Origin of the sequence: Paenibacillus shirakamiensis (assembly GCF_017874255.1) — a bacterium.
In the GTDB taxonomy this organism is placed as follows: domain Bacteria; phylum Bacillota; class Bacilli; order Paenibacillales; family Paenibacillaceae; genus Fontibacillus; species Fontibacillus shirakamiensis.
Window position 1 is genome coordinate 1,010,207 of record NZ_JAGGLD010000001.1, and the last position, 20,355, is coordinate 1,030,561.

A 20,355-nucleotide genomic window follows, 5' to 3' on the forward strand; every position below is an offset into this window, starting at 1 on the left:
TCATTTTTAATGTTCAAAAACCTTTACGTAATAAAGGCTTAAAATTATGAAAATTGCTAACACAAACGCAATTTCTAAGCAATTTGAAATATATTACAATAGCAACATTTATAAAATCAACGGCAATATGTCTGTAGATATAAACGTGTCGCTAAGATAAATTATAGGAGTGAAGAGGATGAAAACGATTACTTCGAAAGTGTATCAGAGGGGGAAGTTATTGGAGATGCGAAAGAAGAGATATGTGATAACTGCGATTGTTCTTTTTACTATAATTGGAAGCGCTTACTTATTTAATCGTCTGCATGTTTCTTCACCGGATATCGTTATGTCTGTCAATGGGGAGCAGGTCACCAAGGAAGAGTTACAAACTGAGCTTGGTCTGACTTCCATGAAAGGATCAAGCAAGGAAGCATTACATAGGGCAGAACATGCGATAGTACGGTTCAAAGTTCAATGGGCACTGGCCAAACAGTTGGGTATCGTTGATAGCTCAACTTTAGATCAGCTACGTCAAATGGAGAATAGTGAACGGCAACAGAAACAACAAAAGCAGCAAGTGGTCTATGGGGTAACACAATTATCAGCCCATGATTATCAGGATTATGCGCTTAGCAAATCAGTTATAGAACTCAAGGAAAAACTGCTTGCTGATGGCGTGATTACAGTGACTAATGCTGAATTGAAACAGAAATATGAGGAAGTAAAAGTCTCGTATCGTAAGCAGGATGCGATTACCATTCATAAAATTACTGTGGACAAACGAGACAGCGATGGGCAAGTAACTAAATCTTCTATTCAAAAAGCTAGGGAGAAGATGGAAGATATCGAGCGAAAAATCGCCAATGGATCTGATTTCGACGTGATTGCGAAGAGTGTCAATGCATCAAACCAAATCATGGTCCAGCAGTTTACGGACAAAACCAGCAGAATCGACGAGAACGCTTATAGTTATCTACTGGAAGAAGCTAAATTGCTGCAAGAAGGACAAGTTGGACAGGTGCTCGAGAATGAGACTGAGCTAACTTTAATACGTTGCATTTCAAGGGTGCCTCAAGGCTACACACCTCTTAATGAAATTCAAGATCGGATCAAGATCATGCTCACTAATGAGAAGTACGAGAAGTACGTGGATCAACTGGTTCTAAAGGCGAAAGTTATCACGGATGCTAACAAATAACATGGAGAGGAGGTGAGAGAGAGCGCTCTAATTAAGTATTGCATAATTAATTTACAAAGGGGATATGTGCATGTTAAGGGAAAACAGGAAGCTGTTGGTATGGTTTATAGTTAGTGTTTTATGTTTGGGCGGGCTTCTCGTGCCAGGAGAGCTAAATACGGTACATGCTGCAACTAACGTTTACTATATCGATTCGGTCACAGGTAACGATGCAAATAACGGTACAAGTACTGCTACTCCATGGAAATCATTAAGTAAAGTAAGCAGCACTACGTTTCAACCAGGGGATCAAATTTTATTCAAGGCAGGTTCAACGTGGACAGGTAGACTCGAACCAAAGGGCTCGGGTACTGAAGGCGCACCTATCAAAATTGGTGCCTACGGAACGGGTGCAAAACCACTATTTCAACCGGATGCGGACTGGGTAGATCCTGCAATGACGTTGAACAATTACGTCAAACGTAATGTCACCGTTAACAGTGTTATTAAATTATATAACCAGTCCTACTGGGAGATTGAGGGACTAGATCTTGTGGATCCGAATGGAGCTAACGTTAATCCCGATACGACTACAGTGTATCGACGCGCCATATATATCGAAGCCCAAGATGTTGGGGCTGTGAAGCATATCTATATTCGCAATGTTCATATTAACGGGTTCAAAGGACCTGATACAAATGAAGGTAAGGTTTCTGGCGGTATCGTATTCCATGTGCAGTTCAACCCAGACGATCCTTCGCTCAGACAACCTACATGGTTCGAGGATGTCGTAATCAGTGATAGTACCATTGAGAACGTCAGTCGATCAGGCATTAAGTTTCACTCAAGTTGGTGTACTCGTGCGCCAGGCGTAGGTGGAAAATTTCCAAGTGTCGATTTCCAAGGCATTGGACCGTGGACTCCTACCGTAGGTGTACACATCTATAATAATGTGATTCACGATGTCGAAGGTGATGGGGTTATTATTCGAGATATCAAGGATGCCATTGTCGAGCACAATACCGTTTACCGCGCAGCGAAAGGTGGCTCGTACGCAGTCGGATTGTTCAACTGGAATTCCGAGAACGTAACTTTCCAATACAATGAGGTATACGATACGCAGCCTGCAGGCGATGCGCAAGGAATTGAGATCGATGCCCTGAATGATAAAACCTATGTACAATACAACTATGTGCACAATAACGCAGGCGGCTTCGCCATGTGGTGTAATACCGCAAATCTACCTAGTTATGACGGAATCTACCGGTATAACATTAGCCAAAATGACAGTACATCACATGGGGTAATTCAGCCACGGGCAACCATGCGAGGCTCGATGTTATACAACAACACCGTCTATATGGGGGCAGGAGAGTCCAGACAGTTCATTTACAATTTCTCCGGAGGACCGGATAATCAGGTTCAAGTCTTTAATAATATTTTTTACAATCAAGGTACTTTGTCCAATCTGGATTTCGCAACCGGTGCGATTAACTACAACTCCAACGTATATTATGGATTCCCATCCACACCGAGTACTGATCCAAACCCAATCACAGCAGATCCCAAGTTAACATCTCCCGGGTCGGGAACGGTTGGGCTGACTACAGTTGCCGGCTATAAACTACAAGCGGATTCTCCGGCTATTAACAAAGGCGTATTCATTCCGAATAATGGAGGTCAGGATTATTGGGGAGCCTCTCTATACAATGGCAAACCAGATATTGGAGCCAATGAATACACAGGAACGGCCTATCCGGCTGCAAGTGTTATTGCGGATGGGACTTACACATTGACAGTAAAACACAGTGGGATGAAGCTAGAAGTGAATGCAGGGAGTCTCGCTGAAGGTGCAGTGATTGATCAGTCAGCGGATACCGGAACAGACAACCAACAATGGATCATTACGAACATTGGCAATGGCTATTATAAACTGATTAATAAGAAGAGTGGTAAAGCTGTAGCAGTCGATCAAGCTTCCATTAACAACAATGCTAAAATTGCTCAGTATACGTATACATCTAACAGTCCTTATAACGATGAATGGCAAATCGTTGATGTCGGCGGAGGGTATTTCCAATTCATCAATCGTTACAGTAGCAAAGCTATTGATATGCCTGCTAATTCGACGACAGCGGGCACCCAGTTCGCACAGTGGGACGCGGGTACGAGCAACAATCAGAAGTTCCAATTGACACCTGTGTCCAATGCAATTGTATCTGGCGCAACTTACAAAATGACGGTCAAAAGTAATGGCTATGCACTGGATGTGAATGCCAACAGTACCGCTGAGGGTGCTGCAATTATTCAATGGAATTATGGTGGTGGTAACAACCAACAATGGGTAATCACAGATATCGGTGGTGGTTATTACAAAATCATGAATGTGAATAGCGGCAAAGCCTTAGCCGTCGAAGGAGCATCCACTGCAGATAATGCTAAGATCGTACAGGTTACGTATTCATCTGCGGCACCATCCAACGACGAGTGGCAGCTTGTAGATGCGGGCGGAGGTTATTATAAGCTAATCAACCGTAATAGCGGTAAAGCCCTTGATATCCCCGGATCCAGCACAACCTTGGGTACACAATTCATACAATGGACCTCTGGTTCAGCAGATAACCAGAAAGTATTGCTTACTAAATTATAAAATTCGGCTTTAAATGAAGTCATGCAACAAGCCATACTTGTTCCGGAGCCGGAACAAGTATGGCTTGTTTGTCTATCAATATTCAATATCAAGATACGAAGCAGAGCAGGCTCTTAATTTAGAGGCATAGATGGGCAGTGGTGAGAGAAAGATCATGGAGAAAAGCACTTAGACTAGTTTTGCATCAGTGATGTGAAATTTAGTAAAGCTGTAAAACATACATAATAGTAACAGTAATTTCAACATAAAAAAATTTTTTAAAACTTTTCAAATAAAACGGATGTATATAATCAAAAGGAGAACACGCAGAAAGTGGGAGATTGTTATTAAAAAGTATGTTTTGTTATTTCTGACACTGATCATATCATTTAGTATCATGGTTGCTTGTAGCAATCAACCTAGTTCTAATCATGGAAAGATATCAAATGAACAACTCCAAAAGAAAGTAGAATCTTCAAATAATTCTTCTAATTCCAATCTCTCAGAAGGCCATGCCAGTGTTTTCCCAAAGACAGGTATTGAGGAATCTATTCTTATAGATGCAGTTCATGATACGCCATCTATTCGTGCTGAAACCCAAACAGAACACGGAACGTTATTTATGATTTCTAAGGGGAGAGAAGAGGAAGGACACTTGCTTGTGTCAAGTACAACAGGGCTAGAGGGAAGTAAAACGTTTCAGAGTACTTACTCTATCCTTTTTAAACAAGGTGAACAGGAGAAAGTCCTCTTAGAATTGCCAGCCTATTTATATGTACAGCCCACAGATAAGATCTTAACTTTTAAAAAGATTGCCTTTAAAGAAGCTGATCTTTATTTTCTTACTCCTCAATATCAGTCAGGGCATGGATTAGAAGCATTTGTATTTGCGATTGAAAAGCAGACTGGAAAAGCCTTTTCTATATTAATTAAAAATAATAATCAAGATATAGATAGATTAATATATTCCGAAGCTAAAGATATAGCACCTCTTTATATAAAGAACAATCAGTTAGTAGTAGTTCGTCCATTAGGAGCAGGAGGGCCTCCAGATAAAGATGGGCATTACAAATTAGATATGGTTAATAAGAAGCTTGTCGCGGAGTAAATACTACCGCTTTTATTCAGAATGGATGCCAGTAGGACAACGGTCATGTTGGTCAATTCTATCCTATGAGAAACTGAGGTAATGGAATGGAAATAATTTCGTATATTAAAATCCCCAATATTAAATTGCCAGATGATTTTGAGCAAGAACCTGAAAAATACTTTATACATATTGATGATAAAGAAAGAATAATCAATATCATTAATCAATTTGACCAAGATTATTTGGAAGGTGCTCTAATAATGAAATATAAAAACAGCCAAATTTTATGTTTTGAATTATGGGATTACGTGGGGGATTTATGGGCGTATTTGCTGAACGCAGTGGAAGAATTTTTGATGAACAGAAAAGGGGAATGCTACCTTCCTGATCAACCCATAAAAATTGAGATCCTTGAGAATAGGTATGATTCCATAAAATTTATAGTGGGTGAAGGAAAATACGGTTGTACCATTATCCCAAAGTTAATATTTCTACAAACAATAATTAACGAAGCGGAGCATTTTTTTATGAGATTTAATGAATATTTTATGTCTCACCAGTACAATTTTCATGTAAATCAGCTAGTGAAACTGAGAGCAACGCTGGTCAGTGATTTTTGATTAAAACAAAGAACTTTCAAATAAACGCTAAAAAAGATTTAGCCTACATGAATACCACATGTGAGTAATTCTCCATGTGGTTTCTTTTTTAAGAGGAGATAACAAAGATAAGATGATTAAGCTATTCAGGCTTTCCTAACATTCTAACTGAAATTTATAAAGGAGATAGATCTATTTGTTTAACAAAAAACGCGATAATAATTGAAAGAATAACTATGGCTACCATTTGCTTTGGTTGTTTGTAATAGACAATGCATATAATTAAATACATAATTAATTCTTCAATATAATTCAAATATATATAAAATAAACCAATTCCAATTGAATATTTCAACAATATGCCCATTGGTAACGCAGGTAGAATATAGGATAAACGCACATTATTTTTAGCCTCCCATGCAATAAGTGCTAGAAGAGGAGATATAATCGCTATTATAAACCAAGATATAAAATATCTGGTTGGAAAAAAACCAAATAAATATGTTGAATAAAGATAATAACTGATTAACACTCCTATAAAGAAAATGAACGTGTTACCTGCAGCACTGATTTTTGTTTTACTAAATGTTGCTATTATTGTAGCAATGAATATCCAAATACCAACTCTTGTAAATAAATCACCAAAATAACTAAGGACAGTATCCCATTTTTTACCATCTGTAATTGAGATAGTATCTAAATATTTAGATATGATACCCAAGATTACACCGAACACTAAACATACGATAAGACTTTGTGATTTATTGGTCTTTTTCACTTCGCCACCCCAATAGTGTATTTTTATAATATTTATATTATTTTAGTCTAACATTGAATTTTACAAAATTTTACAAACCTTTTGAAGGACTGAAGTGTTCAAGGTAAGGCTAAAATAAATATTTATTATCCGTGTGTATCTATAATTCTACTATTAATGGATGTTGATTCGTCAGAGTAAGTGTAAATGGTCACCATCATTATCAAAGATATTAATTATCTTGAAGAGATTTTCTTCAGCCCTTAAAGGACAACTAGAAGTTGATATAATACTAAAACTCTATGGTTAGTCCTGAATATGCTCAAAGTTCACTGTTGCGTGCTACGTTAGTCAGAGGTAGAAAAAAATAATTGTGTTTTTGCGACGATTTAATATTACGTAAAATAAAGCACGGTATTCTTCAGCAACAGAGAAGAATATGTAAATTATTTCTTGACATATAGGGTAGGGGGCTATACTATTATGTTCAACACAACAATATAAGAGTGATTAAGAGCATGAAGAGGAGGAAGAAAATTATGAAAAATCAAGCCAAAGCTTTATCGCAAGCAGATCCCAAGCGTTGGTTAGCATTAGCCTTACTATGCCTTGCCAATTTTATGGTGATCATGGACACATCCATTATCGGTGTTGCACTGCCAGCTATTAAAGAAGGACTAGGTTACACGCAAGCAAGTTTGCAGTGGGTTTTCAACGCGTATGTCATTTTCTTTGGAGGGTTATTATTGCTCGGTGGTCGATTGTCCGATTTGTTTGGTCAACGCCGCATATTCATGTGGGGGTTGTCGATTCTTACGCTAGCTTCTTTGTTGGCAGGGTTGGCTTGGAACGAAGAGACGCTTAATGTTGGCCGCGCCTTGCAAGGATTCGGTTCCGCACTAATTGCTCCATCTGCGTTAACGATTGTAATGATGCTTTTCGGAGGTAACCCCAAAGAGTTAGGGAAAGCATTAGGCTTCTGGGGCGCATCGGCCGCTGCAGGTGGGTCGGCAGGCGTATTTCTCGGTGGGGTCATTACCGAGTGGCTCAGCTGGCAATGGACCTTCTTAATCAACGTACCCGTTGGTATTATAGCGCTGCTTCTATCCCCGGGACTTTTGGCCAAGGGAACGCGTAGAAAAGGTAGAGTTGACGTGATTGGTTCTATCTTCGTCACAGCAGCCTTGGTATTGGTGGTGTATGGCATTGTTACTGCAGAGCACAATGGATGGGGGGCGTCGTCCACATTGTGGACGCTTATATCAGCAGCCGTATTGTTTATCTTGTTCCTGATCGTTCAGGCAACTAAAAAAGAGCCGCTTGTTCCCCTGAAGATTTTTAAAGCTTCCAATCTGGCTGCAGGCAATATCGCGCTCATTATGCTGGCCGGTGGTTGGATTCCACTGTGGTATTTCCTCAATCTCTATATGCAGCAGGTGCTAAAGTTTTCTGCTTTTGCAGGTGGAGTCGGCTTGCTGCCGATGACGATCTTGATTGCCGTCTTTATGATCTTTATTACAGGTAAGCTAATCGGCAAGTTCGGGATGAAGTCGAATCTGGTCATCGGATTGATTGCACTCGGAGGTTCGATGCTTCTGTTCGCTGGCAATACGCCGAATGATGGGAATTTCATTGTCAACGTACTTCCGGCATCCTTACTCGGTGCCCTTGGTATGTCACTTGCCTATATTCCAGCTACGATGTCTGCCATGTCGGGGGCGAAACCCGATGAGGCAGGACTAGCATCGGGTCTTGCTAATACGAGTTACCAGATTGGATCAGCAATCAGTCTGGCTATCATGGTTGCGATTGCTGGTTCAATAACTGCTTCTCAAACGGGTGTTGATTCGGTCGCTGCGCTAAACGTAGGATTTCAACACGCATTTTTCTGGTCAGGTATCGTTGCTTTTGCAGGTGCAATTTTAACGCTTCTATTTATCCGTTCGCCTAAGAAGGATGAAGCAAGTAACACGTAGTCATGTAGTCCATGTAAATCTATAATCGGTCGCAAGAGGCTAATTATCTTATGTGAAAGTGCCCACTGATTTAACACAATTACTATAGGGGTGAGAGGTATAGCAAACTAAAAAAGGAGGGATTCCAATGCGCGAAGAACCGATACTCGTGAAACAACCAATATACCAAGACCCGGGCTGCTTCTCTCATGGAGAGCGCAGGAGCCATCATTCAGATAAAACCAAAAGCAGTCTGCTCAATCGACTAAATCGAATCGAGGGACAGGTTCGCGGAATTAAGGGAATGATTGAGAAAGATATTTACTGTGATGATGTGTTGAATCAGATTGCTTCGGTGCAAGCTTCATTGAACGGTGTCGGAAAGATGCTACTTGAATATCATATGAAAAGTTGTGTCATTGAACGAATCCAAGAAGGAGATGCGGAAATATTAACCGAATTAATGACAACCATCAATAAACTGATGAAATAAATTCATACCACTAATAAGCAACAGAGATACTGCTTTTAATATTTTATTTTTATAGGGTACCCGGGTATTGTAAATATAATAGAGTAGACAGATATGCTAAAAGAAAGTAGTTATTAAAAATGACGTACTCCGACTGAATCAAATAGAAGGTCAGGTTCAGGGAGTACAAAGGCAAGTGGAACAAACCGACAAGTGCGATCAAGTGTTCATCAGATAGCGGCCGTTCACAATACTTTTAAGGACTAGGGAAGCTGGTCTTGCTACATCAATTGAAATCGTACATGAAGAGTGAGGCCCCCAGATAATTGAAGCAGCGAATGGATGGAATGTTTGAATCCATTAACAAATTAATTCGAAAAGGGAGAGTAGGAACATGAGACAACAAACATTTCAAGTTGAGGGTATGAGCTGCCAGCATTGCGTAATTTCTATTGAAAGCGCACTGAAAGAAATCGGAGCAGCTGGTAGAGTGAACCTGGCAAGCAACACGGTGGAAGTCTCTTACGAGGAGAACCAAGTTTCTATTGAGGTCATTAAAGAAGCGATTGAAGAGCAAGGATACGACGTCGTTTAATCAAACCCTAGCGAGATGAGGAGCGAACACCATTGGCAGCAATCGAAATGAATCAAAATAGTCAAACAACCTTGCAGCTCACGGGCATGACGTGCGCGGCCTGTGCAAATAAGATCGAGAAGGGGCTTAGCAAAATAGATGGCGTGGCAATCGCGAATGTAAATTTCGCCTTAGAAAAGGCGAGCGTAACGTATGATCCGGTGAAGGTCGATGTCCAGCGGTTGGAAGAAACCATTAAAAAACTTGGCTACGACACGACAAAAGAAGTCGTCGATTTTAAGCTGGAAGGGATGACCTGCGCGGCATGCGCGAATAAGATCGAGAAAGGTCTTGGCAAAATGCCCGGCGTCATGAACGCATCCGTCAACTTTGCGATGGAAACCGCACGAGTCAAGTACAATGCGGCCGATGTATCGATCGTTGATATGCAACAGCGCGTGGAGAAGCTCGGCTACAAAGCGATTTCGATGCAAGAGGAAATCGATCCTGCGGAGCATCGCGAGAGAGCCATTTCGCAGCAAAAGCATAAACTGCTTCTCTCAGCTATTCTTTCCTTGCCGCTGCTCTGGTCCATGGTCAGCCACTTTTCATTTTTGTCCTGGATCTGGATGCCGGATTTATTCATGAATCCATGGTTTCAATTGTCATTAGCAACACCGGTTCAATTTTACATCGGTAAACAGTTCTATATGGGCGCGTTCAAAGCGCTGCGCAATAAAAGCGCGAATATGGACGTCCTAGTTTCGCTCGGTACATCGGCTGCCTACTTCTACAGCTTATACTTGACGATTGAATGGACTAGGATGGGCAACATGGCCCATCTGGGTCCCTCAATGTACTACGAAACGAGCGCCGTTCTCATTACTCTTGTTATTCTCGGGAAGCTGTTCGAATCGATGGCCAAAGGTCGTACATCCGAAGCGATTAAGACGCTGATGGGCCTTCAAGCGAAAACCGCTCTCGTCGTTCGGGACGCACAGGAGTTGACGATCCCTATCGAAGAGGTGCTTGCCGGCGATATTGTCATCGTGAAACCGGGGGAGAAGATTCCGGTTGATGGGGACGTACTCGACGGAAGCTCGGCGGTCGATGAATCTATGCTGACTGGGGAGAGCATTCCCGTCGAGAAGAAAGCTGGTGATAACGTCATTGGCGCTTCGGTTAACAAGAACGGCAGATTGAAAGTGAAAGCGACCAAAGTCGGAAAGGAAACCGCACTTGCTCAAATCATTAAAGTTGTAGAGGAAGCGCAAGGCTCGAAAGCGCCGATTCAGCGGATAGCGGATGTCATTTCCGGCATCTTTGTCCCCATCGTTGTTGGTATAGCGGTTGCGGCGTTTGTGGTGTGGTACTTCTTGGTGACACCCGGCAACTTCGCGAATGCGCTGGAGAAAGCAATTGCAATTTTGGTCATCGCCTGCCCTTGTGCTCTGGGGCTTGCTACTCCGACATCGATTATGGCCGGTTCCGGCCGCGCTGCTGAGCTTGGCGTGCTATTCAAAGGCGGCGAGCATCTGGAATCTACCCATAAGATTAATGCGATCATTCTCGACAAAACCGGCACCGTAACCAAGGGTAAGCCAGAACTTACGGATATTGCCGCATCCCATATGGACGAAAATACTTTTCTTCGTTTGGTCGGCGCTGCCGAGAAAGATTCCGAGCATCCACTTGCGGAAGCCATCGTTGCCGGAATTAGGGCTAGGGGTATTGAGCCATCGGCAACGGAACAGTTCGAAGCTATTCCGGGGTTTGGTATCCGGGCCATCGTCGAAGGCAAAGAAGTCTTAGCCGGTACGCGCAAACTGATGGCGAAATATGACGTATCGGTTGAAACGGCCCTGGATCAGATGACGCAGCTTGAAGAAGAAGGAAAAACGGCAATGCTGATTGCGGTTGACGGAGCGTATGCAGGTCTTGTCGCGGTGGCTGACACCATTAAAGAAACATCGAAAAAAGCCGTAACGCGGCTGAAAGATATGGGTATTGAGGTCATCATGATTACTGGAGACAATGAACGGACGGCGAAGGCTATCGCAGCTCAGGTCGGCATTGATCATGTCCGTGCCGAAGTGCTTCCCGAAGGCAAAGCGGAAGAAGTAAAGAAGCTTCAAGCGCAGGGCAAGAAGGTAGCCATGGTCGGAGACGGCATTAATGACGCCCCGGCACTCGCCATGGCAGATATCGGCATGGCCATTGGTACGGGTACGGACGTGGCAATGGAGGCCGCGGATGTTACCCTGATGCGCGGTGATCTGACCAGCATTCCGGATGCAATCTATATGAGCCGTAAAACAATGAGTAACATTCGCCAAAATTTGTTCTGGGCACTGGGCTACAACACCCTCGGTATACCAATTGCCGCGATTGGTCTTCTCGCCCCTTGGGTTGCGGGGGCGGCAATGGCTTTCAGTTCGGTGTCCGTGGTCCTTAACGCTCTACGGCTGCAACGTATCAAAGTACGCTCTGCATCCTCAAATTTATAACGATACGAAACGGAGTTGTTATACTCATATGAAAAAGAAAATTATCCTCGTCACTGCTGTGATTCTCGCTTTCAGTGTACTGGCCGCATGCGGAACAGCGGAAGATAAGAAGCCTGTAGACGGCAATAACCATTCTATTCATAAAGCCAGCAATGGACAAGGGAATACTGAGAAAGCTGTAGGAAATGAGAAGAAAGAGGTGATAGACATGGAAAACGGAGAAGGCCACAGCGGTCATGATGCAAATGCGAAGCCGTCATCGACGGATCTTAACGTATCGTTTGCCTTTCCCACAGGCACTGCAAAAGCAACCGAGAAAACGGAATTGACCATCCAAGTGACGGATAAGGAAGGAAAACCAGTCAATAAGTATGATGTCAATCATGAGAAATTGCTTCATCTCATCATCGTCAATCATGACTTGTCGTTCTTTAACCACATTCATCCAGAGTTTAAGGGAGACGGCACATTTACGGTGAACACTTCGTTCCCGGCTGGCGGTGAATACAAGATGTATGCAGACTTTACTCCGACCGGCGGTGCCAATACAACGCTCAGTGAATGGGTGAAGGTGGAAGGCAGTGAAAACAAGTATGTTGCGATTGCAGCTGACGTTAAGCGGGTCAAAGAAGTCGATGGCAAGGAAATTGAGTTAACTATGAGCGCCAGCAAGCCGAAAGAAGACGTGACATTGACCTTCAACATTCGCGAAGCGAAGACGAAAAAGGGGATCGATAACTTACAGCCCTATTTGGGTGCGGTAGGTCATGTCGTTATCCTGTCGGATGATGCAGAGCAGTATCTTCATGTCCATCCAACTGATGAAAAAGCGACAGGGCCGGCTGCGCAATTTGCAACTTCTTTTCCACAAAGCGGGACATACAAAATTTGGGGACAGTTTCAGCATAATAGCGAAGTCTTCACGGTACCATTCGTCGTTGATGTGAAATAAAGGTAGCAATGGAGGAGAGTGAACATGGGAGAAAAGACGAAACTCGCGGTATCGCCCGCCATTCAAGTCGGAGGAAGCGTGTTTACACCCCAGCAGCTTGCTAAGATCGGCACTGTTACCGATTCGGCTGCCAAAATTGAAATGACCTCGTTCAAGCAGCTTTATGTGGAAGTGCCACTCGATAAGCGGGAGGCCATCCAGAATGAACTGGAGCACGCCGGACTTGAAGTGTACCCGGCGGGGTTTGCAACCAAGAGTCTGATCGCCTGCAACTTCTGTAAAGGCACGAAAGAAGCCGGTCTGGAGACGGCAAGAATTTTGAACCGAGCGATTGCCGGCATTGAGACGCCCACACCACTGAAGATTGGATATGCAGGCTGCGCACTGGGTACGAGTGAGCCTCTGATAAAGGATATCGGGGTCATCAAAATACGGGATACATTCGATATTTATGTTGGAGGAGAGCCTAAAGGAATTAAGGCCTCCATGGGTCGGTTGCTTGTATCCGGAGTAACGGAGGAACGGCTTGTTCCTGTCGTATCTACGCTTATAGATTTCTACAAAGAACAGGCGAAAGGGAAAGAAAAATTCGTCAAATTCGTAGATCGAATTACGATGGATCAGTTAAAGCAACTCATCGCGTAAAAGGAGGAGAACATCAATGTCAGAGGACAATCAGACAGAACCGATTAAGATTTACACGATTCCGACCTGTAGCGACTGCCAATTTGCCAAGCGCTATTTCAAAGAGCGACAAGTTCCCTATACCGATTTCAACTGCGAAGAAAATATCGACTATGTGAAAGAAGTGCTAGAGCTGACCAGAAAGCAAATCGTACCAACCATTTTAATCCACGACAAAGTGTTTGTTGGTTTTGCCGAGAACTTGATTGAAATAAGTAAGCTTCTCCTTGTCAAGGAAACCTAGTGTGAATTAACAGCCATGTCGTTGAATGACCACTAATTTACATTAGCGGTCATTCGTTATTTCAGGTATTTCAAGTATAACTTCTATTTTACTACTTATTTAGACTTTTCTACATCAATAGAGCTCATTGAAGTTCTTGTAATAGTCCCCTTGACCTATTTACGCTGGTGGAATACTCTGAGGATTATTGAACACATTTGTAGGATCATACTTTGCTTTTATTTTACGCAGCCTAGGATAGTTCTTACCATAATAAACTGGCCCTGAACTTTTAATACCTTGGTCTGGTACGTTGATATAGGAGCCTACGATATATGGCTGCAACTTCTTCCGAGTGTTGCGAGTCAAGGCGATATTCTTAGCCGCATGAGAAGGTTTAATCCATGAGCTATTCCATTCGACATAAAATTGGGCTTTACGCCAGTAGAATGCGGTTGCTTTAGGTGCGATACGGCTTATGGCACCACCCCAGTTGAGGAAAAAGAATCCTGCGGGAGTTCCTTGCTCAACATTTTCTAGAAACTCGCGCATGGCTTTAAAGGATTTATTTGGGAATGGACGTCTACCGAAGCCGCTGGAGAACTGGTTGCTGAACTTTTGAGTAAGCACTGGATCGGGAGCTAACAGAAATTTAGTGGCTTCAATATATGGCAACAATCGGATGTCTTTTTTAGTAGGTGTTCCTACACTGAGAATAGGCTTTAAATGACGTAAGGCTTCTGTTTTAGATCCAAGATAGAGGCCCAGCATACTGACATTCCCACCTTTTTTGGGACCTATACTCAGTTCGCTTCCCAACTTGCTGCTAGCGTTAGGAGCCCATAATTGCCATTTCTTTACGATTTTTTCGAACTGATCCCATGGCCAGGTAATGCTGAATACGGTAGCTTTGGCAGGGGCCCGAAGTACTTTGAATTTATATTTGGTGTATACGCCAAAGTTGCCGCCACCGCCACCGCGCGAGGCCCATAAGAGATCGGAGTTTCGTTTCTTATTTGCAAGGATTACTCTTCCCTTAGCGTCAACCATTTCCAGTTCGATTAGGTTATCGCTGATGAGGCCAGTCGTCCTTTGGAGTGGACCAATTCCCCCACCAAGTGTAATTCCTCCAATACCAACCGTTGGGCTGTCACCAAATGGAGCAATATATCCTTGCCGGGCTAGTGTATCTACAATTCTTCCTACCCTATTACCTGTCTCTACTACAGCAGTACTGTGCTTTTTATTCAACTTGATTTTTTTCATTTCGCTAACGTCGATGACAATGCCACCGTTAACCTGTGAAAGATTAGTCTCTAATGAATGTCTTCCGCTTCTTGGCCGAATAGGTACGTTGTTTTTGCGGGCCCATTGTATAGCGTTAGATACATCTTTCGTTCTTCGAGCAAAAACAAATACCTTTGGAAATCTGTCGGTATGTGGATCCCAATTTTTTCGAGCTGCTTCATACCCCGGATCTCCCTTAAATATTATTCGCCCGGTAAGCAACGTTTTTAATTTCACTTGCTCAACTCCCTATTCATAAATGTGTAGTGTAGTTCCCGAAAAAGTAGGTAGATACCACATATCGTATGAAGAAATTATTTGTATGGTATGGGCTGCTGAAGGAGCCGTAATTAAATGATCTGGGCTATACAATTCAGCTCTTGTTATTGGTGTTGGTTGGCATGGCATGTAACATATTTTTTGTAAGGTTGATACATCTTCAATCCACAGTGTATATGAAAGAGCAGAATGAGAATTCTAAATTAAAAAAAACATCAAAAAAAATTGATGGTTGATGATTAATATTCATACTGTTACAATTTTCATATCAATAAAATTTGATGAATGAAAAGAAGGTGATACCATGATCAGTACTACAATCGATGATGCTACGCTGAACAAATACGAACAAAAGTTTAAAGCCTTATCCGACAAAAATCGTTTGAAAATTATATATGAATTGAACCAGAAAGGGAAGGTTTGTGTATGTGAATTGACCGATCTGCTTGGTTTGCCTCAATCCAAACTGTCTTATCACTTGAAAATGCTTTTAGATGCAAATATTATCCTCATGGAGCGTATCGGAAAATGGAATTATTACGAACTAAACAATAAGGAAATTAAAGGACTTTTGTCTGAAGAGCTATGCTGCATTTTTTATCCGAATACTTGATAATCATTTTTTTGTTTATCTAATCAAAATAAATTGATGTGTTAACTAGTGAAGGAGGATTTTTATTATGGAAAATATTGAATTTGAGATCGTCAATTCTGATTGCTCTGCTTCATTAGAGTGCTGTAACGAATCTAGAGTGGCTGAGGTTCAAAATAAAGCCTCAATTGCAAACCAAAGTAACCTTCCGGTAGCAATTATTGGCGCTGGCCCGGTCGGATTAGCGGCTGCAGCAGAACTCGTTTGTCGGAATCAACGTTTTATCCTTCTGGAGGCTGGTTCCGCAGTCAGCCAAAATGTCCGTGAGTGGGGGCATGTACGCCTGTTTTCACCGTGGCAGTACAATGTCAACAAGGCTGCAAAATCACTACTCAATAAACAGGGGTGGAAAACTCCCCCAGCTGATGAATTACCCTCGGGAAATGAAATTGTAGAGCAGTACTTGGAGCCACTTGCCGAACTTCCTGAGATCAAACCCTATATCATGTTAAATTCAAAGGTGGTTGCTGTCAGCAAACTAGACACCGATAAAATGAAATCGGCTAATCGGGAACAACAGCCGTTCGTACTTTATGTTGAATCCGAAGGAACGACAAAACGCATTGTTGCAAGAGCAGTTATGGATGCATCGGGTACTTGGAGCAATCCTAATCCTTTATATGCTAGTGGTGTCTGGACAAAAGAAGAGCGAGCTTTGAATGAGCATATATTCTATGGTATTCCAAAGATGAATGAAGAAAATCAATTGAAATACAAAGAAAAACGCGTTGCAGTTGTCGGAAGTGGGCATTCAGCGATAAATACCTTACTTGAACTAGCCACATTAAAAGAAGCTAATCCAGAGACAGTGCTTTATTGGATCTTAAGAAAAAGAAATGTTGAAGAGGCCTATGGTGGTCAAGAGAACGACCAACTAGAAGCAAGAGGTGAGCTTGGTAGCCGGATTCACCAGCTCGTCATTTCAAATCAAATTAAAGTATTTACGCCATTTAGAATTGAAGAGCTAATTCAAACAGATCATCAGATTCAAATATCAGGGACATTAAATGGTGAATACACACAGATTAGCGGAATTGACCAACTCATTGTGAACACAGGAAGCCGTCCTGACTTTTCTATTATAAATGAAATCAGACTCAGTATAGACCCAGCCACAGAGAGTGTTGAAGCATTGGCTCCATTGATTGATCCGAACATTCACAGTTGTGGGACTGTAAGACCCCATGGTCAAAAAGAACTGCAACATCATGAGAAAGACTTTTATATCGTAGGAATGAAGAGTTACGGACGAGCACCGACCTTCTTGATGGCTACTGGATATGAGCAGGTTCGATCTATTGCTGCCTATCTAAGTGGTGACGTAGAAACAGCAGCAAAAGTTGAACTTGAGCTGCCTGAAACAGGTGTGTGCAGCTTAATTAATGCAACGAATAGCTCAGGTGAAAGCAGTTGTTCAACTTCGGCTTCAACAACACCTTCTTGCTGTAATTAAGAGTACCAATTTCGAATTGTTAGAAGAAATGTACAAATCAAATACAATTCCTTCAGGCTTAACCGCTGCTATATACTTGGCGTGGGATAGTACGGGACAACTTAATTCCAGATGAATTGTGATTAAATGGAGGGTATCACATTGGTTTCAGTTATTATAGCAATTGTTATTTTCTTGGTAACTCTGACGTTTGTCATCTGGCAGCCGAAGAAATTATCTATTGGATGGTCTGCCTGCGGTGGTGCTGTATTGGCTCTGCTTGTGGGAGTTGTAACGTTCCAAGACGTATGGGATGTTACACAAATCGTATGGAATGCAACGTTGGCTTTTGTAGCCATCATTATCATTTCATTAATCCTTGATCGTATTGGATTTTTTGAATGGGCTGCTCTGCATATGGCTAGAGCTGCACGTGGAAATGGATTACGCATGTTTATTTATGTGACCATACTTGGTGCAATTGTCGCAGCATTTTTCGCAAACGACGGTGCAGCACTTATTTTAACGCCTATAGTACTAGCAATGGTCAGGGCATTGAATTTGGATGAAAAGAAAGTGTTTCCTTTCATCATAGCTAGTGGATTCATTGCAGATACAACATCGCTACCGCTCGTAGTCAGCAATCTGGTAAATATCGTTTCTGCAGACTATTTCGGAATAACTTTCTTAGAATACGCAGGCCACATGATCATTCCAGATTTGTTTGCACTTGGTGCCAGCGTCTTGGTACTGTATCTGTTCTTCCGTAGGAGCATTCCTAAGAATTTTGATCTAGAGCATCTGAAGACACCTTCTAATGCAATTAAGGATCCAAAGATGTTCCGTATATCATGGATTGTGCTCGCAGTACTTCTAATTGGTTATTTTGCTAGCGAATTTCTAGATGTTCCTGTATCCATTATCGCTGGCATCATCGCCATCTTCTTCCTTCTCATGGCACGAAAAAGTCCAAAGGTACCCGTCAAGGATGTCATCAAAGGAGCCCCGTGGGCAATCGTATTTTTCTCCATTGGGATGTATGTAGTGGTATACGGATTAAGAAATGCCGGATTAACCGATTTACTTGCTAAAGTCATTCAGCTTGCAGCGGATCAAGGATTGTTCGCCGCAACGATGTCGATGGGTATTCTGTCAGCTCTTCTTTCATCACTAATGAATAATATGCCTACCGTGATGATTGATGCACTTGCCATTAACGCGACTCATACGACAGATACGATTAAAGAAGCTTTGGTCTATGCCAATGTGATTGGCTCAGATTTAGGTCCTAAAATCACACCGATTGGATCTCTGGCTACGCTATTGTGGCTACATGTACTGGGAACCAAGGGAGTTAAAATTTCTTGGGGCACTTATTTTAAAACAGGAATTATCTTGACCGTTCCAACGTTGCTAATTACTTTGGTAGGACTCTACTTATGGTTAGTTATCTTATGATCTTAATATACAGGGAGCAGATGAAAATAATACAGTTCCTTTAGATAAGCTAAGAGGTTCTAGTAAAAATGAATCAAAGCTTTGGCTTGTAGCTGTACCGTTCACATAGGAGCTGAGAATAGATCTGGGGGAAAAAATCCTGAGACCGATAAGCCAGATGCAACATTAATATAAAATACACGAATGAAGTGGATGAACATTCAATTTTTCTAGTGGGACAAGGCGAAAGAAAGAAAACAGTCCATTTCTTAAATTTATTTGGTAAAATTTGCAACTTTAAGGATCGTTCAATCGTTTGAAAAAGAAAAGGAGCTGCAAGAATATAAAATATTTACTCGAAATTAACAATTATCATTAATTGATAATATATAACTATGTTTAACTAATATAGAAACTATTACCAATGAGAGTGAGGTTGAAAATGGAATGAAAAAAGTATTCATTTTGTTCGCTGTATCGCTTGTTGCTTTAATGTCTTTGTCTTCGACTTCTTATGCGTACGTACTTACAGGGTATAAATTTTCAAATGCAGCTTTTACTTACGACTCAAGTCAACTCCTCTATTACGGAACGGAATTTACAAATGCTAAAAATGCATGGCATAATGCGTACTCCAAAATAACGTGGACTTTCAATGATTCAGTCACTGAAGTTTCGCTTTACGATGGGAATTACGGCAATACGGATTACAATGCTACCACTAGAATAAATCCTAGTGGTACAACAACTATTAATGCTTCGGTCAGCATGAATTATTACCACATGTCAGGATATTCTTCTACAAAAAATCAAGCAATAATTACGCATGAGCTGGGACATGTTCTGGGATTAAATGATGATAATTCTGATGTAAAACAAATTATGTGTCAGGATGGCTATGGGCGTACGGCTACCGTACCAGGTTCTGAAGACATCAAGGGAGCAAAAGCTCTTTATCCATGAGTTTTTAGAATTTTATAAATAAAGAAATAGAAGGGATTGAAACAATAAAATGACAAATAAAAAGAAGATCCTAATCTTGATTCCTGCTTTAGCCATTTTATTTGGCGGAGGTACACTAGCACTCCATCACACATCAAAGGCATCATCTATTCCTGTCGTTAATGTTTCCGGTGATCTTAACAAAGTATTTAAAACGGTCAGTGATTTGAAAAATAATGCACCCCTAATTATTGAAGCTGAAGTTGTTAAAGGCACATCTTTTGAATACAATCATGTAATATTCACTAAAAATAATTTGCTTGTAAAAAAAGTTTACAAAGGTGATCTTCAAGGCAAGCAGAATATTGACATACTAGAAACTGGAGGTATATCCGACAATAAAGAGTTTGTTTTAGAAGGAAATCCAGTTTCTAAGCCAGGCGAAAAATTGGTCTTGTTCTTAAAGAAATATGATGGACCTGTAACAGAAGATGCGTATACAATCGAAGGAGCATATCAAGGTAAGTTTACTTTTGATGACGGTAAGAAGATAAGCTTCAAAAAAGCTAATGAAAAATTCGGAGAACTTCAAAGCATTCAAAGTATTAATGATCTGCAACTAGACAAGTAAACCAGCAAGCAAAAGAATTACTTGAATTTAGCCATCACGACATTTCTTCCGAGTGGAACAAAAACAAAAACGTTCCTTTGTCGCTAATTGCGAG

The 20,355-nt window shown here is 41.6% G+C and carries 19 protein-coding genes; 17 read left to right on the forward strand and 2 right to left on the reverse strand.

From position 1 onward, the window contains the following. The first annotated feature begins 178 nt into the window (after positions 1–178). The 4 genes from J2Z69_RS04860 to J2Z69_RS04875 all read left to right on the forward strand — a co-directional run bounded on the left by J2Z69_RS04860 (position 179) and on the right by J2Z69_RS04875 (position 5,498). Positions 179–1,180, forward strand: a complete 1,002-nt coding sequence (locus tag J2Z69_RS04860) for a peptidylprolyl isomerase (protein ID WP_209859666.1) — start codon at positions 179–181, stop codon at positions 1,178–1,180. Between the two features lie 139 nt (positions 1,181–1,319). Then, positions 1,320–3,809 carry an RICIN domain-containing protein gene (locus tag J2Z69_RS04865; protein WP_209859669.1) on the forward strand — a complete coding sequence of 830 codons (2,490 nt, stop codon included), beginning with the start codon at positions 1,320–1,322 and terminating at the stop codon, positions 3,807–3,809. Between the two features lie 340 nt (positions 3,810–4,149). After that, the gene (locus J2Z69_RS04870; RefSeq protein WP_209859671.1) at positions 4,150–4,896 is read left to right on the forward strand and encodes a hypothetical protein; all 747 of its coding nucleotides are present in this window, start codon (positions 4,150–4,152) and stop codon (positions 4,894–4,896) included. 86 nt (positions 4,897–4,982) lie between these two features. Next, positions 4,983–5,498 (forward strand): hypothetical protein, encoded by a 516-nt coding sequence (locus tag J2Z69_RS04875; RefSeq protein ID WP_209859672.1) that lies wholly within the window; start codon positions 4,983–4,985, stop codon positions 5,496–5,498. A gap of 154 nt (positions 5,499–5,652) precedes the next feature. Here J2Z69_RS04875 and J2Z69_RS04880 read toward each other — a convergent pair whose 3' ends face one another. Next, positions 5,653–6,255, reverse strand: a complete 603-nt coding sequence (locus J2Z69_RS04880; RefSeq protein ID WP_209859674.1) for a hypothetical protein — start codon at positions 6,253–6,255, stop codon at positions 5,653–5,655. Positions 6,256–6,773: 518 nt separating this feature from the next. Between J2Z69_RS04880 and J2Z69_RS04885 the strand changes: the two genes are divergently transcribed. The 8 genes from J2Z69_RS04885 (at position 6,774) to J2Z69_RS04920 (ending at position 13,622) form a co-directional block, all read left to right on the forward strand. After that, entirely contained in the window at positions 6,774–8,210 is a 1,437-nt protein-coding gene (locus J2Z69_RS04885; RefSeq protein ID WP_209859676.1) for an MFS transporter, read from the forward strand. Positions 8,211–8,337: 127 nt separating this feature from the next. Then, positions 8,338–8,682, forward strand: coding sequence for a metal-sensitive transcriptional regulator (locus tag J2Z69_RS04890; protein WP_209859677.1), 345 nt, complete (start codon positions 8,338–8,340; stop codon positions 8,680–8,682). A 133-nt stretch (positions 8,683–8,815) separates the two neighbouring features. After that, positions 8,816–8,899, forward strand: coding sequence for a metal-sensing transcriptional repressor (locus tag J2Z69_RS19450; RefSeq protein WP_425354983.1), 84 nt, complete (start codon positions 8,816–8,818; stop codon positions 8,897–8,899). A 156-nt stretch (positions 8,900–9,055) separates the two neighbouring features. Further along, positions 9,056–9,256, forward strand: a complete 201-nt coding sequence (locus J2Z69_RS04900) for a copper ion binding protein (protein WP_209859678.1) — start codon at positions 9,056–9,058, stop codon at positions 9,254–9,256. 47 nt (positions 9,257–9,303) lie between these two features. Beyond that, the gene (locus tag J2Z69_RS04905) at positions 9,304–11,742 is read left to right on the forward strand and encodes a heavy metal translocating P-type ATPase (RefSeq protein ID WP_209860513.1); all 2,439 of its coding nucleotides are present in this window, start codon (positions 9,304–9,306) and stop codon (positions 11,740–11,742) included. A 28-nt stretch (positions 11,743–11,770) separates the two neighbouring features. Next, positions 11,771–12,694, forward strand: coding sequence for a hypothetical protein (locus J2Z69_RS04910; RefSeq protein ID WP_209859679.1), 924 nt, complete (start codon positions 11,771–11,773; stop codon positions 12,692–12,694). A 24-nt stretch (positions 12,695–12,718) separates the two neighbouring features. Next, positions 12,719–13,339 (forward strand): NAD(P)/FAD-dependent oxidoreductase, encoded by a 621-nt coding sequence (locus J2Z69_RS04915; protein ID WP_209859680.1) that lies wholly within the window; start codon positions 12,719–12,721, stop codon positions 13,337–13,339. Between the two features lie 16 nt (positions 13,340–13,355). Further along, complete coding sequence (locus J2Z69_RS04920; protein WP_209859681.1) at positions 13,356–13,622, forward strand: glutaredoxin family protein; 267 nt, start codon at positions 13,356–13,358, stop codon at positions 13,620–13,622. A gap of 159 nt (positions 13,623–13,781) precedes the next feature. On the opposite strand, the gene J2Z69_RS04925 is transcribed toward J2Z69_RS04920, so the two are convergent. Then, entirely contained in the window at positions 13,782–15,125 is a 1,344-nt protein-coding gene (locus J2Z69_RS04925; RefSeq protein ID WP_209859682.1) for an FAD-binding oxidoreductase, read from the reverse strand. A gap of 346 nt (positions 15,126–15,471) precedes the next feature. On the opposite strand from J2Z69_RS04925, the gene J2Z69_RS04930 reads away from it, so the two are divergent. The 5 genes from J2Z69_RS04930 to J2Z69_RS04950 all read left to right on the forward strand — a co-directional run bounded on the left by J2Z69_RS04930 (position 15,472) and on the right by J2Z69_RS04950 (position 20,261). Further along, positions 15,472–15,780 carry an ArsR/SmtB family transcription factor gene (locus tag J2Z69_RS04930; protein ID WP_209859683.1) on the forward strand — a complete coding sequence of 103 codons (309 nt, stop codon included), beginning with the start codon at positions 15,472–15,474 and terminating at the stop codon, positions 15,778–15,780. 67 nt (positions 15,781–15,847) lie between these two features. Then, entirely contained in the window at positions 15,848–17,272 is a 1,425-nt protein-coding gene (locus J2Z69_RS04935; RefSeq protein WP_209859685.1) for an NAD(P)-binding domain-containing protein, read from the forward strand. A 126-nt stretch (positions 17,273–17,398) separates the two neighbouring features. After that, on the forward strand, positions 17,399–18,709 hold the full coding sequence (locus J2Z69_RS04940; protein WP_209859688.1) for an arsenic transporter: 1,311 nt from the start codon (positions 17,399–17,401) through the stop codon (positions 18,707–18,709). Between the two features lie 426 nt (positions 18,710–19,135). Beyond that, the gene (locus tag J2Z69_RS04945) at positions 19,136–19,651 is read left to right on the forward strand and encodes a zinc metalloprotease (protein ID WP_209859689.1); all 516 of its coding nucleotides are present in this window, start codon (positions 19,136–19,138) and stop codon (positions 19,649–19,651) included. Between the two features lie 49 nt (positions 19,652–19,700). Continuing rightward, entirely contained in the window at positions 19,701–20,261 is a 561-nt protein-coding gene (locus J2Z69_RS04950; RefSeq protein ID WP_209859691.1) for a hypothetical protein, read from the forward strand. Positions 20,262–20,355: the final 94 nt, after the last annotated feature.

Bases quoted from the DNA above. Each gene is read 5' to 3' on its own strand.
- J2Z69_RS04860 (WP_209859666.1), top strand. From the start codon at position 179: ATGAAAACGATTACTTCGAAAGTGTATCAGAGGGGGAAGTTATTGGAG.
- J2Z69_RS04875 (WP_209859672.1), top strand. From the start codon at position 4,983: ATGGAAATAATTTCGTATATTAAAATCCCCAATATTAAATTGCCAGAT.
- J2Z69_RS04885 (WP_209859676.1), top strand. From the start codon at position 6,774: ATGAAAAATCAAGCCAAAGCTTTATCGCAAGCAGATCCCAAGCGTTGG.
- J2Z69_RS04890 (WP_209859677.1), top strand. From the start codon at position 8,338: ATGCGCGAAGAACCGATACTCGTGAAACAACCAATATACCAAGACCCG.
- J2Z69_RS04900 (WP_209859678.1), top strand. From the start codon at position 9,056: ATGAGACAACAAACATTTCAAGTTGAGGGTATGAGCTGCCAGCATTGC.
- J2Z69_RS04905 (WP_209860513.1), top strand. From the start codon at position 9,304: ATGAATCAAAATAGTCAAACAACCTTGCAGCTCACGGGCATGACGTGC.
- J2Z69_RS04910 (WP_209859679.1), top strand. From the start codon at position 11,771: ATGAAAAAGAAAATTATCCTCGTCACTGCTGTGATTCTCGCTTTCAGT.
- J2Z69_RS04915 (WP_209859680.1), top strand. From the start codon at position 12,719: ATGGGAGAAAAGACGAAACTCGCGGTATCGCCCGCCATTCAAGTCGGA.
- J2Z69_RS04920 (WP_209859681.1), top strand. From the start codon at position 13,356: ATGTCAGAGGACAATCAGACAGAACCGATTAAGATTTACACGATTCCG.
- J2Z69_RS04930 (WP_209859683.1), top strand. From the start codon at position 15,472: ATGATCAGTACTACAATCGATGATGCTACGCTGAACAAATACGAACAA.
- J2Z69_RS04935 (WP_209859685.1), top strand. From the start codon at position 15,848: ATGGAAAATATTGAATTTGAGATCGTCAATTCTGATTGCTCTGCTTCA.
- J2Z69_RS04940 (WP_209859688.1), top strand. From the start codon at position 17,399: ATGGAGGGTATCACATTGGTTTCAGTTATTATAGCAATTGTTATTTTC.
- J2Z69_RS04945 (WP_209859689.1), top strand. From the start codon at position 19,136: ATGAAAAAAGTATTCATTTTGTTCGCTGTATCGCTTGTTGCTTTAATG.
- J2Z69_RS04950 (WP_209859691.1), top strand. From the start codon at position 19,701: ATGACAAATAAAAAGAAGATCCTAATCTTGATTCCTGCTTTAGCCATT.